Genomic DNA, 14,839 nt, shown 5'->3' on the forward strand with positions numbered 1-14,839 from the left:
TGGTTCACCAATCTCGTTCATGTTCCGTTGATCAGTCCGCCTGCGTGGAGCGCCTCAATGGCCCAGCCGAGATCGTCAATCCTGATTGCCGCGCTTCTTGCCGTCTCGAGCTTCGTCGCGCCCGCCATGGCCGGCGCCGGCATCGAGGTCACGATGAACCAGGCCAAGATCGTCAAACTGTCGCGTCCCGCCGACACCATCGTGGTCGGCAACCCGGCAATCGCCGACGCTTCGGTGCAGGACGCTTCAACGATCGTGCTCACCGGCAAAGGCTTTGGGGTCACCAATCTGGTTGTGCTCGATACGGACGGCAGCCCCATCGTCGACGAGCAGGTTACCGTGGTGCGGCAAGCCGCCTCGTCCGTGCGCATCTATCGGCGCGCCGAAATCCAGACGATGTCGTGCACACCCTATTGCGAAAGCTCGTACAAGAGCGAAGCGGAGAAGTCTTCGGAAGCGGAGATGAGCGTCAGCCGATAGGTGGCGTTGCCGACTGCCGTTCCGGTTATTGGCTGGTTAAGAGGCCTGCGCCGACTTTAACGATCATCCAAACCGGACCTCAATCGGTTTGCGCTAATGCTCCTTCCGAGACCGCATAGAGATCGGCAGGATTGGACATGAGCACGGAATTCGGCTGCGCAGGCGACCACAGAGCGGGACGCCGAAGGTTTTTCGCCCGCTTCCTTCGTGACCGGCACGGCGCCACGGCAATCGAATTCGCGATCCTTTCAGTCCCCTTCGCGCTGCTTGTCTTTGCCATTCTGGAAAGCTGCATCTCGTTTGCCGGCCAGGAGGTGATGGCCAACGTCACCGACGATGTGGCGCGCAAGCTGCGCACCGGCCAGTTGAGGGCGGCTGACGTTGCCGGAACCAATTTGAGGGACATGATCTGCACGAAACTGCAGATCATCGTTTCCCAGGATTGTCCCAATCAACTGCTGGTGGATCTTCGCCAATATACGTCGTTCGCCGATGCGGCCACGGCTGGCTTCAAGATCCAGAACGGCGATGTCGTACTGACGAAAGGCACCGCAACCCAATCGTTCTCAGTGACAGCGGGTGCGGCGGAGTCGAGGAACATGCTTCGGGTCTTCTACAAGTGGCCTGTTATGACCGATCTGCTGGCGCAGTCGATGGGCGGCAACAAGACCCTGCATTTCGCATCGGTGACCTGGCAGAACGAGCCGTTCGACAACTGAGCGGAATGCACGAGCAGTATAAGAAAAGGGCAAGGGCATGATGCGTGCGGGGGCACATCTTATGATTACGGGAGTTTGGCGGAAAGCAAGTCGATTCTGGTCCGATCGCCGTGGCATCGCGGCGGTTGAATTCGCGTTGATCATGCCAATTCTGCTGATCATGTATTTCCTCACAATGGAAGCGTCGCAAGCCATCGAGACCAGCAAGAAGGTCAGCCGTATCGGCAGCATGGTGGCCGATCTCGTCACCCAGCAGACAAGCGTCCTCAAGGCGGATGTCGACGCCATCATGCAGATCGGCAGCGTCACCCTTCAGCCCTACAACCGCTCGCCCCCTAGCATCACCATCACGGCGATACAGGTTACGCCCGATGCGACGAGGGCACTGGTGGTTTGGTCACGCAAATTGGTCGCCGGCGTCGCCAGCCGTGGCGCCGGCGCCACCACCGAGACAACGATCCCGACGTCGCTCAGAGTCGCCAACACGTTTCTCATTCGCGTCGAAAGCAACCTCGGCTATACGCCAGCCATCGCGTGGAGCGCGAGCAGTCAACAGAAGCTTGGACTGACCTCGGCTTTCAGCAACATAACCATGGGCGAAACCTATTATCTGCGCCCCCGCAGAAGCGTGACGATCCCTTGCAGCGACTGTTGAACAGAACCAGCTAGGCCCTGCGCAGGGCCGCTACTGCTGCGGCTCACGGTCCGAAACGAAGCGCACGATAGCAGCGGCCATCTCGTAGTCTTTTGGCGCCACGCGAGCGAAGCCGCCGGAATGTCCCGATTCCAGGAGGGCGTAGATATCGGGCGTCGTCGACTTGAGGTTGGTGAGGAACACGGCAAGTCGACGCTTGGCTTCCGGGTCGAGATCGCTGCGGACCGCGTGCGGGCCGTATCTCAGCAGACCCGACGTCCACACGACACGAAGCGCCGTCACCGAGAGCCCTGCCGCCTCCAACCTGGCCTGCGTGCCCGACGGTTCTCGCGGGCCGTCGGCAGCGGCCGTCACCCAGCCAAACAGGCCATCAGCCTTGCCGTCGACCAGCATCGTCTCGGCCGCCGCGGCCGAATCGGCACGGGCCAGAAACGGTGCATCTTCCGCGATCTTGCGGCCTTCCGCGGCCAACGCCGCCAATGGCAGGAGAGAACCGCCGACGCTGTCCGAAGGCGCCATGGCGATACGATGGCGGTCCATCGCCGCAAGGTCGGGCAGCTTGCCGTCCCGCGTCAGCAGAACGGAGCGGATGCCGATCGCGCCGTCTGAATCGACCGGAGCGACAAGCGGTTCGATACATAAGCAGCGCTGCGAGGCCGTTGCATAGGCGGTGGCCGAATAGATCGCATATTCGATGCGGGAATCGGCCTGCGCCTCGATCAGCGCGGCATAATTGCGGGCAACGACAAACTCGACCTTCATGCCCAATGCTTTGGTGTAGGCGTCGGTCAACACAGCCAGCCCCGGAACGGCGTTGCCGGCACCTGGCTCGGCAACGATGCCTATGCGAACGTGCCGATATCATCGCGCCAGTCGGCATGCGCCGGGTTGGACCAGAGCCCGACGAGCGCGCCCGGCCCCAGCAACAGAGCGGCATATGTCTTTAACGCAACCCTCATGACAGAACCGCCGTCTGTTTTCCCGGATCGATGCTCAGATCGTCATTCCCAAACCGCTGCGCACTTTTGGGCGACGCACTGCTTGCTTTGGGCAAGTCGTTGCCCCCAAAACCGCTGCGCACTTTTGGGCGATATGCACTGATTGTCACGCCTGCCCGTTGCCGTTTGGTTTCCGAATTGCCAATGAAGTCGCGGAACCCTATGTCTGGTCGGTCAAACTGGCAACAACTTGATGGCGCGCGCTTTCCTCTTCGTCCTGGATTCCTTCGGCATCGGCGGCGCGGCCGACGCCGACCGCTACGGTGACGCCGGCGCCAACACATTCGCGCACATCGCAGAGGCCTGTGCGGAGGGCCGTGCGGATCGCGAAGGGTCTCGTAGTGGACCGCTGTTTGTCCCTCATATGGCCTCACTCGGGCTTGGCAAGGCTGCCGAAACCGCGACGGGACTGGGATTTGCCAACAGCGGGGCGGATATGCTCCCAACTGCCTTTCACGGCGCCGCACAGGAGGTTTCGAGCGGCAAGGATACGCCATCCGGCCATTGGGAAATCGCCGGCCTGCCGGTGCGCCTCGACTGGGGCTATTTCCCGGATACGGTTCCGGCCTTTCCGGCCGAACTGACCGAGGCGATCATCCGTGAAGGCAAGGTGCCGGGCATTCTCGGCAATTGCCATGCGCCGGGCACCGAGATCATCGAGCGCTTCGGTGAGGAGCACATCCGGACCGGCAAGCCGATCTGCTACACGTCGGTCGACTCGGTCCTGCAAATCGCCGCGCATGAAGTCCATTTCGGCCTCGACCGGCTTTATGAATTCTGCCAGGTGGTGCGCAGGCTGGTTGACCCGCTGAGGATTGGACGGGTGATCGCGCGGCCGTTCGTCGGCGAAACCACCGCCACTTTCGAGCGGACATACAACCGTCATGACTACGCCGTGCCTCCGCCGGAACCGACCCTGCTCGACCGGCTGACGGCGCGTGGCAGCCGTGTCATCGCCGTCGGCAAGATCGGCGACATCTTCGCCCATCGCGGAATTTCGCAAGTGCGCAAGGCGGCAGGCAACATGGCGATGTTCGACGAGGCGCTGGGTGCGATCGATGATGCCGGCGACGGTGACCTCGTCTTCGCCAATTTCGTCGACTTCGACACCGAATTCGGTCACCGCCGCGATGTCGCAGGCTATGCTGCCGCGCTCGAGGCCTTCGACCTGCGGCTGCCGGAAGCATTTGCGAGGCTGCGGCAGGGCGATCTTCTCATCCTGACGGCCGACCACGGCAACGACCCGACCTGGGGCGGGACCGATCACACGCGCGAGCGCATTCCGGTGATCGGCACTGGACCGGGTCTCAAGGGCGGCGACATCGGACTGAGAACGACATTCGCCGACATTGGCGAGACCCTGGCCGAGCATCTCGGGCTGGCGCCCGGACGCTACGGCACTTCTTTCTATACGGCGATCGGCGGTCATGCCTGAATTGCCGGAAGTCGAAACCGTCCGGCGCGGACTTCAGCCGGTTCTGGAAGGCGCCACCATCGCCCGCGTCGAGGCGCGCCGACCGGATCTGCGCTTTCCATTTCCCGAGAAATTCGCGCAGCGGCTGACCGGCAAGACGATCACGGCACTCGGCCGCCGGGCCAAGTATCTGACGATGGACCTGGAAGGCGGGCCCGTGCTGATCTGCCATCTCGGCATGTCGGGCTCATTCCGCGTCGAGACGGCCGATGGCAGCGACATGCCCGGCATCTTCCGGCACGACCGCTCGAAAAGCTCCAATCACGACCACGTCGTCTTCCATGTCGAGTCTCCAACCGGTGCCCGGTCCCGCGTGATCTTCAATGATCCGCGCCGCTTCGGCTTCATGTTGTTTGCGGAGGGACTGCCGGACGTTCACCCGATGCTGGCTGGACTTGGCGTCGAGCCTACGGGCAACACATTGGACGGTGCGCTGCTCGCCTCATTGATGAAGGGGCGGCGATCACCACTGAAGGCAGCGCTTCTCGACCAGAGGCTGATCGCCGGGCTCGGCAACATCTATGTGTCGGAGGCGTTGTGGCGTGCCGGCCTGTCGCCGCTGCGCGAGGCGGGCACGATCGCCAGGCCCGGAAAGAAAGCCCAAGCCCAAAGCGAACACCTCGCGCAAGCCATTCGTTCGGTGATATCGGATGCGATCGCAGCCGGCGGCTCCTCACTGCGGGACTATATGCAGACCGATGGGTCGCTGGGCTATTTCCAGCACGCCTTCGCCGTCTACGACCGCGAAGGCGAGGCCTGCTCCAAGCCCGGCTGCGGCGGCCACATCGAACGGATCGTGCAGAGCGGCCGATCGACCTTTTATTGCCGGACATGTCAGCGGTGAGTTTGAGCAATTCCAGGAAAAGTGTGAAACGGTTTTCCGTCGAGAATTGCGTCGAGACAAGGAGATGGGAGCGGTTCTGCGTTTCCGTGAAACGATGAACCGCTCTAGACGAGCGTGAGCAAGGAGAAGCAGCCATGGCCTATGAGACGATCATCACCGAGACGCACGGCAAGGTTGGGCTGATCACGCTGAACAGGCCGCAGGCGCTCAACGCGCTGAATTCGCAGATTCTGACCGAAGTGGTGGCAGCCGTGAACGGGTTCAGCGCCGATCCAGATATCGGCGCCATGGTCATCACGGGTTCCGAAAAGGCTTTCGCCGCCGGCGCCGATATCAAGGAGATGCAGTCCATCTCCTACGCGGACGCCTACGCTCAAGACTTCTTCGTCGGCTGGGAGGAACTGACGCGGGCGCGAAAGCCTATTATCGCGGCGGTGGCGGGCTATGCACTCGGCGGCGGCTGCGAGCTGGCGATGATGTGCGATTTCATTATCGCCGCCGACACGGCCAAATTCGGCCAGCCCGAGATCAGCCTCGGCGTCATTCCAGGCATGGGCGGGTCACAAAGGCTGACCCGCTTCGTCGGCAAGTCGAAAGCGATGGACATGTGCCTGACCGGGCGGATGATGGATGCCGCCGAGGCCGAGCGTTCTGGTCTGGTGTCGCGGGTCGTGCCTGCCGGCGAGCTTGTCGAGGAGGCGCTGAAGGCCGCAGCCAAGATCGCCGCTTTCTCACTACCATCGGTGATGATGGCGAAGGAGGCTGTCAACCGCGCCTTCGAGACGACGCTTGCCGAGGGATTGCGGTTCGAGCGCCGGCTGTTTCACTCGCTGTTTGCACTGGACGATCAGAAGGAAGGCATGGCGGCCTTTGCCGAGAAGCGGAAGCCGAATTTCACCAACCGCTGACGCCAATCCCTTGGCCGCGAAGAAGATGGCTGTTGGCCGCCAAAAAGAAGACCGGGCAGCGTTGACGCGCCGGAAAAGCTGAACTATAAGCCGCACCAACCGAGGCGGCCCCGTGGCTGCCCGTTTGTTTTTTGCGCCCTGCGGCATTCCGCATGCGCCGACCAGATCAGAAGAGAGGCATCATGGCCAATACATCCTCGGCCAAAAAGGCAACGCGCAAGATCGTCCGCCGCGCAGCGATCAACAAGAACCGCCGCTCGCGCGTCCGCACCTATATCCGCCAGGTCGAAGAGGCGCTTGCCTCCGGCGACAAGGCTGCCGCACAGGCTGCCTTCAAGATCGCGGAGCCGGAATTGATGCGCGCCGCGACCAAGGGCGTGATTCACAAGAACACGGCGTCCCGCAAGGTGTCGCGACTGGCTCAGCGGGTCAAGGTACTGTCGGCCTGACATTACTTGCCTAGACTGACGTTCTTCGAACCCGGCCGTTTGTGCCGGGTTTTTTCGTTTGCCGGCAAGCACTTAAAAAGAATGTCCGGAAACGGCGTCTTAGGCGGATTTCACAATTGGGAATAGTTTGCCGGCATATGCATGCCTGCTGTTGATCGGCATGCTTGAAAAGGGCCAGCTTAATGATTCTTAACTGTCAGAAATAGCTTATAATTTTCAGACACTTACTGATGGTGATCCACAGCTTGTCCACACCGGGTCGACCCGATCGGGGACAAGTCGCTGTCAAGCGAATTATTTCAGAATATTTCTCTCAGCGTCCGGTTTTTCATATTCGCCGGAAAAGGGTTTGAATCACAATGGCTTTGTTAAAATGTGCCGTCACGGCACGCCACTCGAACCCGCCTCCAGTAACCAGATTCCTTAAAAATCCGTTAGGCGTGGCCTTGCCCTATCCACAGCGATTTCGGTAGTGTCGATCTATCGAAAGGGACGGGCTCTGGCTCTTAACCCAAGCCTGAATCGGCCAGCTTAAATTGGCGGGATTTGCAACGCGGATCAAGTCCGCGGACGGGTTTGGTTTGTCTTTTTCGATACGGTAGGGGACTGGCGTAACTAGACATGGCAGGTAGACGGCGCGCCGGCGCTCCTTTCGCCGGACGGTGTTGTATTGCCCTGACATACCCAACGCGGACTGGCTTCCATGGGCCGGCACCGGTTCCCGCAGATAATGGGCGACGTTCATCTGCCGGCGGCGGCAGCGGACATCGTAGCAAAGACTTAGGTCGCCGGAACCGGATGCAGGAGGCGCATCCCCGGTGGAAACAGGTACGGAAGAACAAGGAAAAGATCATGCAGAGCGGCATCGAAAGGGAGCTTACGGGCGACCTCCCATTTCCTGGAACTTTGATCGGAGCAAACGACATGGCGGTGTCCAGCGACGCGGAACAGAAATTCGACCGGGTCAAAGCCCAGTTGAAGGCGCGCCTGGGAACCGAAGTCTATTCGAGCTGGTTTGGCCGCATGAAGGTCGCCGAGGCTTCCAAGGGCATCGTCCGCATCTCGGTGCCTACTGCCTTCCTGCGCTCATGGATCAACGGCCACTATCTCGACCTCATCTCCGAGTTGTGGAAGCAGGAGGATCCCGATCTCCTCAAGATCGACATCGTCGTGCGCACGGCAACCCGTCAGGGACGCAGCCAGGCCGAGCCAGAGGTAACGCCAGCACGCAGCAAGGTGACACGGCAGACGCAGACGGCGCTTGCCGCCGGCACAGTCAGCCCCAGCCGGGTGGAGCGCGCACCGGCTCCGCGTCCGGGCACACCGATCGAGAGCGAATTCCGCCACAACGTTTTGGGATCACCGCTCGATCCGCGCTACACGTTCGGCTCCTTCATCGAGGGACCGTCGAACCGGGTGGCCTTCGCCGCCGCCAAGGCAGTGGCGGAATCGCAATCGAGCGCGGTGCGCTTCAATCCGCTTTTCCTTCACGCAACCGTCGGGCTCGGCAAGACACATTTGCTGCAGGCCATCGCCGCGGAATCGCTGAAGCAGAACCCCAAGTCGCGCGTCGTCTATCTCACGGCCGAGTATTTCATGTGGCGCTTTGCCACCGCGATCCGCGACAACAACGCGCTGACGCTCAAGGAACAGCTGCGCGACATCGACCTGCTCATCATCGACGACATGCAGTTTCTGCAGGGCAAGTCGATCCAGCACGAATTCTGCCACCTCATCAACATGCTGCTCGACAGCGCCAAGCAGGTCGTCGTCGCCGCCGACCGGCCGCCATCGGAACTGGAATCGCTCGAACCGCGGGTCCGTTCGCGCCTCAATGGCGGTGTCGCGCTTGAAATGTCGGCGCCCGATTTCGCCATGCGCCTCGGCATGCTCAAATTGCGCCTTGCCACGGCCAGGAGCGACGACGCGTCGCTCGACATTTCGGAGGAGATCCTCAATCACGTCGCCCGCACCGTGACCGGCAGCGGACGCGAGCTGGAAGGCGCCTTCAATCAGCTTTTGTTCCGTCAATCCTTCGAGCCGCAGATCACCATCGACCGGATCGACGAAATCCTCGGCCACATCTATCGCACCGGCGAGCCGAAGCGTGTCCGTATTGAGGACATCCAGCGCATCGTGGCGCGTCACTACAATGTGTCGAAGACCGAATTGCTGTCCAACCGGCGCACGCGCACCATCGTCAAGCCGCGGCAGGTCGCCATGTACCTGTCGAAGGTGATGACGCCGCGCTCGCTGCCTGAGATCGGACGGCGTTTCGGCGGCCGCGATCACACCACGGTGCTGCATGCCGTGCGCAAGATCGAGGACCTTTCCGGCAACGACAACACGCTGGCGCAGGAACTTGAGCTTCTGAGGCGGTTGATCAACGACCAGGCCTGATCCTCCGGGGATGGCAGAGCCGGAACAATACCGGAATTCAATGGCTTGCCAGTGCGGCGCTGGGCCTGGATCGGGCTCGTGGCGCCGCCTGGGAGCGATCTGGATTTCGGTTTTACGACACTGGCTAGCGGACTTCGGGCGCGTTATCCCCAGAAAGCCCGCCTAGCCGGCCTGAACCGGTGGCGCGGGCTTGCGTTTGCTGGTTTTTTCCTGTCAGTTTACGCAGATTCTGAGCCTGTTCAGACCTTTCGCGGGACGCCGCCCACTGGTGACCCGTCATTCATTCAAGCGAGCCTGTTTCGTCATGCGTGTTATCCTGGAACGGTCAAATCTCCTGAAGTCGCTCAACCACGTCCATCGTGTGGTCGAGCGGCGAAACACCATACCGATCCTGTCCAACGTGCTGCTCAGCGCCGAAGGCGCCAGCCTTGAAATGAAGGCGACCGATCTCGACCTCGAGGTGACCGAAGCGACGCCCGCCAAGGTGGAGCGCGGCGGGGCGACGACAGTCCCGGCACATCTGCTCTACGACATCGTGCGCAAGCTTGCCGATGGCGCCGAGGTGATGCTGAAGACGGACGAGGACGGCAACGCCATGACGGTGACGTCTGGCCGCTCGAGCTTCCGCCTTCAGTGTCTGCCGCAATCCGACTTCCCGGAGCTCTCGGCCGGATCCTTCTCGCATATCTTCCGTCTCGACTCGGTTGCCCTGAAAGGCCTGATCGAGAAGACCCAATTCGCCATCTCCACCGAGGAGACGCGCTATTACCTGAACGGCATCTACCTGCACACGCATGAGGTCGGCGGCAAGCTGAAGCTGCGCTCGGTGGCGACCGACGGCCACCGCCTGGCGCGCGCCGAGATCGATGCGCCAGCGGGTTCCGAAGGCATGCCGGGCATCATCATTCCGCGCAAGACGGTGAGCGAGCTGCAGAAGCTCGTCGACGATCCGGATGTCGCGGTCACCACCGAACTGTCGGACACCAAAATCCGCTTCACCATCGGCAGCGTGGTTTTGACCTCGAAGCTGATCGACGGCACCTTCCCCGACTATCAGCGGGTCATTCCGACCGGCAACGACAAGAAGCTCATCATCGACCGCCAGAGTTTTGCCGCCGCCGTCGATCGCGTCTCGACCATCTCTTCCGAACGCGGCCGCGCGGTGAAGCTGTCGATCAGCGAGGGTCAGGTGACGCTTGCGGTCAACAATCCCGATTCAGGCAGCGCCACCGAAGAGCTGTCCGCCGACTATTCATCCGATCCGATCGAGATCGGCTTCAACGCCAAGTACCTGCTCGACGTTGCCGCGCAACTGACCGGCACGGAAGCCAAGTTCATGCTGGCCGACGCCGGTTCGCCGACGCTGATCCACGACATGGCCGACGAGACCGCGCTTTATGTGTTGATGCCGATGCGGGTGTAGCGGCACGGTGTCAGCACTTCGGTCCTGTTGTGGACCGGCGGCAAGCGCGATATTTACGGCAACTCCTAGAGCAATTCCAGGAAAAGTGTGAAGCGGTTTTCCGTACGGAGTTGCGTCAAAACAAAGAGATAGAGCGGTCCTGCGTTTCCGTGAAACGATGGAGCGCTCTATAGGCGGATAGCGGTTGCCGGGACAGAACCATATAAGTAAGCTAACACTTACTAATTTCCGCAACTATGCGGCGCTGACGATCGATCTGGCGCCAGGTGCCGTGGTTTTTTCCGGCGACAACGGCGCCGGCAAGACCAATCTCCTCGAAGCGATCTCCTTTTTGACACCGGGGCGTGGCTTGCGCCGCGCCCCTTACGCGGATGTCGCACGCGAGGGCGGCGACGGCGGCTTTGCATTGCATGCCCGGCTCGACGGACCTGACGGCCAAGTCGAGATCGGAACAGGCATTTCCGGCGGCGACACCGCCGGCGAAGGCGGCAGGCGGGTGCGCATCAACGGAGCTCCGGCGCGTTCGGCCGAGGACATGCTGGAATGGCTGCGCGTGGTGTGGCTGACGCCGGCCATGGACGCGTTGTTCACCGGGCCGGCCGCGGATCGCCGGCGCTTTCTCGACCGGCTGGTGCTGGCGATCGATCCCGGCCACGGGCAACGTGCGATCGATTACGAGAAGGCGATGCGTGGCCGTAACCGCTTGCTTACTGAAGGCTCTCGAGACGACCGCTGGTTCGACGCAATCGAGACGCAGATGGCCGAAACCGGTGTGGCGATCGCCGCCGCGCGAGCCGAGATGGTGCGCCTTCTGACCGCCATGATCGACAGGCTGCCCGACACGGGGCCATTTCCGCAGGCCGATATTGGCCTTTCGGGAGACCTGGAAGCCGAAATTGCGACCGCGCCGGCAGTCGATGTCGAGGAGCGCTTCCGCCGAACCCTTGTCGAGGGTCGTGACCGCGATCGCGCTGCCGGGCGCACGCTCGAGGGCCCGCATCGTTCGGACCTGATGGTTCGGCACCGCCCCAAGGCGATGCCGGCCGAGCTTTGCTCGACAGGCGAGCAAAAGGCGCTGCTGGTCGGCATCGTGCTGTCGCATGCAAGGCTGACCGGCGAAATGTCGGGCATGACGCCGATCCTGCTGCTCGACGAGATCGCCGCGCATCTCGACAGCCGGCGCCGCACGGCGCTGTTTTCCATCCTGGAGGAACTGAACTGCCAGGCGTTCATGACAGGAACCGATGCTGCGCTGTTTTCCAGTCTCCAGGGACGCGCGCAATTCCTGACTGTCGACCATGGGACGGTTGGGCCAACCGAAGACCACTGACAAGGTTTTTCAGTCCCTGTATGATCAGGCAATGACCACTGCCGCCCTGACCGCAGACGAGATCGAACGCTATGCCCGCCACATCGTGCTGCCGGAGATCGGCGGAGCCGGCCAGCAAAGGCTGAAACAGGCCCGGGTGCTGGTCATCGGCGCTGGCGGGCTGGGCGCGCCGGTGCTTGAATATCTCGCCGCCGCCGGCGTCGGCACACTAGGCGTGGTCGATGACGACACCGTTTCGCTGTCCAATCTGCAGCGCCAGGTCATTCACGGTACCGACACTGTCGGCCTGCTGAAAACCGATAGCGCCAAGGCGGCAATCGTTCGCATCAATCCCAACACAATTGTTGAAGCGCACGCAATCCGGCTGACCACGGACAATGCGCCCGCCCTCGTCGCCCGCTATGACATCGTCGTCGACGGTTCCGACAATTTCGAAACGCGCTATGCCGTGGCCGATGCCTGCGCGAGCGAAGGCAAGCCGCTGGTGCATGCCGCCGTCGGACGCTTCGATGGTTCGGTAACGGTGCTGAAGCCATTCGAAGACGGCAAGGACGGCAAACCCAATCCAGGCTATCGCGATCTGTTTTCCGAGGCGCCGCCGCCGGGCCTGGTGCCGTCCTGCGCCGAAGCCGGCGTGCTTGGCGCGCTGACCGGCGTCGTCGGCACGCTGCAGGCCATGGAGGCGATCAAGCTGATCACCGGCGTCGGCGAACCGCTGGTCGGCCGGCTGCTGCTCTATGACGGGCTGGCGGCGCGCTTCGACACCATCCGCTACAAGAGAAGCTGAATTCTTGGACCGGATCGAAGCTGCCTCCATCACGCGGATCCCGACCGATTTCGACCGCTGGGACGATGTGCTCGCATTGATCATGCGCGCTTTCGCCTCGATGGACGGCGTCATCGACCCGCCCTCCTCGGCCCACCTTTTGACCACCGACACTCTGCGGGACAAGGCGCGGTGGGAGACCGGCTTCGTGGCGCTCAAGGGCGATCGGATCGTCGGCTGCGTCTTTGCCCTTGAAAAGGTGACAGAGTTCTATGTCGGCAAGCTCGCGGTCGCGCCGGACTGCCAGGGACAAGGCATTGGCCGGCGGCTGATGCAGGCGGTCGAAGACCTTGCCCGCAGCCGCGGCAAGGCGGCAATCGAGCTTCAGACGCGGATCGAGCTGACCGGGAATCATGCGGCCTTTGCTCGCCTCGGCTTTCGCGAAACTGAACGGACGGCGCACGAGGGCTATGCCAGGCCGACCTCGATCACCATGCGCAAAGCTATCCCGTAAGGTTTATCTTACGGTTTGTGGGCCGCGACAGCGTCAGGTCCTGAGCGGCAGCACGCGGTCTGGTGGGCGGTGGCCGTCAACGAAGGCGCGGATATTGATGATGACCTTTTCACCCATGTCGATGCGGCCCTCGAGCGTCGCCGAGCCCATATGCGGCAAAAGCACGACCTTGTTCTTGGCGGCGAGCTTCAGCAGCTTGCTGTTCAAGGCCGGCTCATGCTCGTAGACATCGAGCCCGGCGCCGGCGATCTTGCCGTCCTGGATCAGCTTGACCAGCGCTTCCTCGTCGATGATGTCGCCACGTGCGGTGTTGACGACATAGGCAGTCGGCTGCAGCAGCGCCAGCCGCCGCGCCGAAAGCAGATGGAAGGTTGCCGGCGTCGAGGGACAGTTGACCGAGATGATATCCATGCGGGCCAGCATCTGGTCGAGGCTTTCCCAATAGGTCGCCTCCAACCCGTCTTCCACGGCCGGCAGCACGCGGTGGCGATTGTGATAATGGATCGACAGTCCGAAGGCCTTGGCCCGCCTGGCGACGGCGGTGCCGATGCGGCCCATGCCGACAATGCCGAGCCGCTTGCCCCAGATGCGCCGGCCCAGCATCCAGGTCGGCGACCAGCCGGCCCATTTCTTGTCACCGGTGAGCACATTGGCGCCTTCCGCCAGCCGCCGCGGCACCGCCAGCATCAGCGCCATGGTCATGTCGGCGGTGTCCTCGGTCAGGACATTCGGCGTGTTGGTGACGGTGATGCCCCTCTTGGCCGCGGCCGCGACATCGATCTTGTCGACGCCATTGCCAAAATTCGCGATCAGTTTGAGGTTGTCGCCGGCCTGGGCGATCAGTGCGGCGTCGATCTGGTCGGTTACCGTCGGCACCAGCACGTCGGCCTCCTTGACCGCCGCGACCAGTTCCGGCTGCGTCATCGGCCGGTCCTCGACATTCAGCCTTGCGTCGAACAACTCGCGCATGCGGGTCTCGACGGGGTCGGGCAGCTTTCGCGTGATGACGACGAGAGGCTTCTTTTTGCCTGCCATTGTTTCCCTCTCGAGTACTTGCCGCAATTCCGAACGCAAAACCGCTTCACACTTTTGCTGGAATTGCTTCTAACCCGATCTCGTTGAGACCTCTTTAACCAAGACCGGCGAAACTGAAAGCCGGTCGCGGTGCCGATTACTCCCTGTAACAAGCGGTGCCGCCGAAGACAAAGAAAAAGGGGCGCCGAGGCCGATGGGCAAGCGCCGAAAGGAATGAAAGTGTCTGGTTTCGCGTCGCTTCGCCTGACCCTCAGCGCAGCATTTCTCGGCGCTCTGCTTTATTCTCCGCTTGCGGGCGCGCAGAGTGCCGCAGCACCTGCCCAGGGCGTCGTCACGCTTGGTCCGAGCGGCCTGCCGCTGCCGCGCTTCGTCAGCCTGAAATCCGGCCGCGTCAACTCGCGCGTCGGTCCCGGGGCCAACTACTCGGTCGACTGGATGTATATGAAGGCCGGCCTGCCGATGGAGATCATCCAGGAATTCGACACATGGCGCCGCGTGCGCGATGCCGATGGTTCGGAAGGCTGGATCAACCAGTCGCTGCTTTCCGGCCGACGCACGGCAATCGTCGCACCATGGCAGCGCGGCAAGGGCGCCCAGATCGACCTTCTCAACAGTCCCGACAAGGACGCAAGAGTGGTCGCGATGATTGAACCTGGCGTCATGGGTACGATCAAATCCTGCGACGGCCAGTGGTGCGAAATGACGTTCGACGGCCACACCGGCTGGCTTGCCCAGTCGGTTGTCTGGGGCGCCTATCCCGGCGAACGGGTCAAGGACTGACAACTTCATCGCGAGGCTCGGAAGAACTCGGGATCAGAATAGGCCGGCAATCACGGATACGGCA

At 62.1% G+C, this 14,839-nt stretch carries 14 protein-coding genes and 1 pseudogene; 13 read left to right on the forward strand and 2 right to left on the reverse strand.

Translation table 11 applies throughout. The annotated features are described in order from the left end of the window. Nucleotides 1-57 precede the first annotated feature (57 nt). From NKI21_RS00195 to NKI21_RS00205, 3 genes are all read left to right on the forward strand, one after another. Nucleotides 58-480, forward strand: a complete 423-nt coding sequence (locus NKI21_RS00195; RefSeq protein WP_013533687.1) for a pilus assembly protein N-terminal domain-containing protein — start codon at nt 58-60, stop codon at nt 478-480. Nucleotides 481-617: 137 nt separating this feature from the next. Further along, nucleotides 618-1,199 (forward strand): TadE/TadG family type IV pilus assembly protein, encoded by a 582-nt coding sequence (locus NKI21_RS00200; protein WP_023811380.1) that lies wholly within the window; start codon nt 618-620, stop codon nt 1,197-1,199. Between the two features lie 37 nt (nt 1,200-1,236). After that, a complete protein-coding gene (locus tag NKI21_RS00205) occupies nt 1,237-1,854 on the forward strand; it encodes a TadE/TadG family type IV pilus assembly protein (RefSeq protein WP_023811381.1) in 618 nt (205 codons plus the stop codon). Nucleotides 1,855-1,884: 30 nt separating this feature from the next. Here the strand turns inward: NKI21_RS00205 and NKI21_RS00210 are convergent. Then, a pseudogene (locus tag NKI21_RS00210) lies at nt 1,885-2,813 on the reverse strand (phosphate/phosphite/phosphonate ABC transporter substrate-binding protein). 232 nt (nt 2,814-3,045) lie between these two features. Between NKI21_RS00210 and NKI21_RS00215 the strand changes: the two are divergent. The 9 genes from NKI21_RS00215 to NKI21_RS00255 all read left to right on the forward strand — a co-directional run bounded on the left by NKI21_RS00215 (nt 3,046) and on the right by NKI21_RS00255 (nt 12,960). Then, nucleotides 3,046-4,287 carry a phosphopentomutase gene (locus NKI21_RS00215; RefSeq protein WP_023811383.1) on the forward strand — a complete coding sequence of 414 codons (1,242 nt, stop codon included), beginning with the start codon at nt 3,046-3,048 and terminating at the stop codon, nt 4,285-4,287. Beyond that, nucleotides 4,280-5,170: a bifunctional DNA-formamidopyrimidine glycosylase/DNA-(apurinic or apyrimidinic site) lyase gene (mutM, locus tag NKI21_RS00220; protein ID WP_023811384.1), complete on the forward strand. Its 891-nt coding sequence runs from the start codon at nt 4,280-4,282 to the stop codon at nt 5,168-5,170. The genes NKI21_RS00215 and mutM overlap by 8 nt, the downstream gene beginning before the upstream one ends. 134 nt (nt 5,171-5,304) lie before the next feature. Beyond that, nucleotides 5,305-6,078, forward strand: coding sequence for an enoyl-CoA hydratase (locus NKI21_RS00225; RefSeq protein WP_352439648.1), 774 nt, complete (start codon nt 5,305-5,307; stop codon nt 6,076-6,078). Nucleotides 6,079-6,260: 182 nt separating this feature from the next. Then, a complete protein-coding gene (gene rpsT, locus NKI21_RS00230) occupies nt 6,261-6,527 on the forward strand; it encodes a 30S ribosomal protein S20 (protein ID WP_013533694.1) in 267 nt (88 codons plus the stop codon). 924 nt (nt 6,528-7,451) lie between these two features. Beyond that, the gene (gene dnaA / locus NKI21_RS00235; protein WP_023811386.1) at nt 7,452-8,927 is read left to right on the forward strand and encodes a chromosomal replication initiator protein DnaA; all 1,476 of its coding nucleotides are present in this window, start codon (nt 7,452-7,454) and stop codon (nt 8,925-8,927) included. Between the two features lie 304 nt (nt 8,928-9,231). Further along, the gene (gene dnaN, locus NKI21_RS00240; protein ID WP_023811387.1) at nt 9,232-10,350 is read left to right on the forward strand and encodes a DNA polymerase III subunit beta; all 1,119 of its coding nucleotides are present in this window, start codon (nt 9,232-9,234) and stop codon (nt 10,348-10,350) included. A 184-nt stretch (nt 10,351-10,534) separates the two neighbouring features. Then, nucleotides 10,535-11,680, forward strand: a complete 1,146-nt coding sequence (gene recF, locus NKI21_RS00245; RefSeq protein WP_023811388.1) for a DNA replication/repair protein RecF — start codon at nt 10,535-10,537, stop codon at nt 11,678-11,680. Nucleotides 11,681-11,711: 31 nt separating this feature from the next. Then, complete coding sequence (locus NKI21_RS00250) at nt 11,712-12,467, forward strand: molybdopterin-synthase adenylyltransferase MoeB (RefSeq protein ID WP_352864044.1); 756 nt, start codon at nt 11,712-11,714, stop codon at nt 12,465-12,467. A gap of 4 nt (nt 12,468-12,471) precedes the next feature. Beyond that, nucleotides 12,472-12,960 carry a GNAT family N-acetyltransferase gene (locus NKI21_RS00255; RefSeq protein ID WP_023811390.1) on the forward strand — a complete coding sequence of 163 codons (489 nt, stop codon included), beginning with the start codon at nt 12,472-12,474 and terminating at the stop codon, nt 12,958-12,960. A gap of 33 nt (nt 12,961-12,993) precedes the next feature. On the opposite strand, the gene NKI21_RS00260 is transcribed toward NKI21_RS00255, so the two are convergent. Further along, complete coding sequence (locus NKI21_RS00260; protein WP_023811391.1) at nt 12,994-13,995, reverse strand: 2-hydroxyacid dehydrogenase; 1,002 nt, start codon at nt 13,993-13,995, stop codon at nt 12,994-12,996. A gap of 219 nt (nt 13,996-14,214) precedes the next feature. Between NKI21_RS00260 and NKI21_RS00265 the strand changes: the two genes are divergently transcribed. After that, on the forward strand, nt 14,215-14,775 hold the full coding sequence (locus NKI21_RS00265; RefSeq protein WP_023811392.1) for an SH3 domain-containing protein: 561 nt from the start codon (nt 14,215-14,217) through the stop codon (nt 14,773-14,775). Nucleotides 14,776-14,839 lie beyond the last annotated feature (64 nt).

Origin of the sequence: Mesorhizobium sp. M0715 (assembly GCF_040320355.1) — a bacterium.
In the GTDB taxonomy this organism is placed as follows: Bacteria; Pseudomonadota; Alphaproteobacteria; order Rhizobiales; family Rhizobiaceae; genus Mesorhizobium.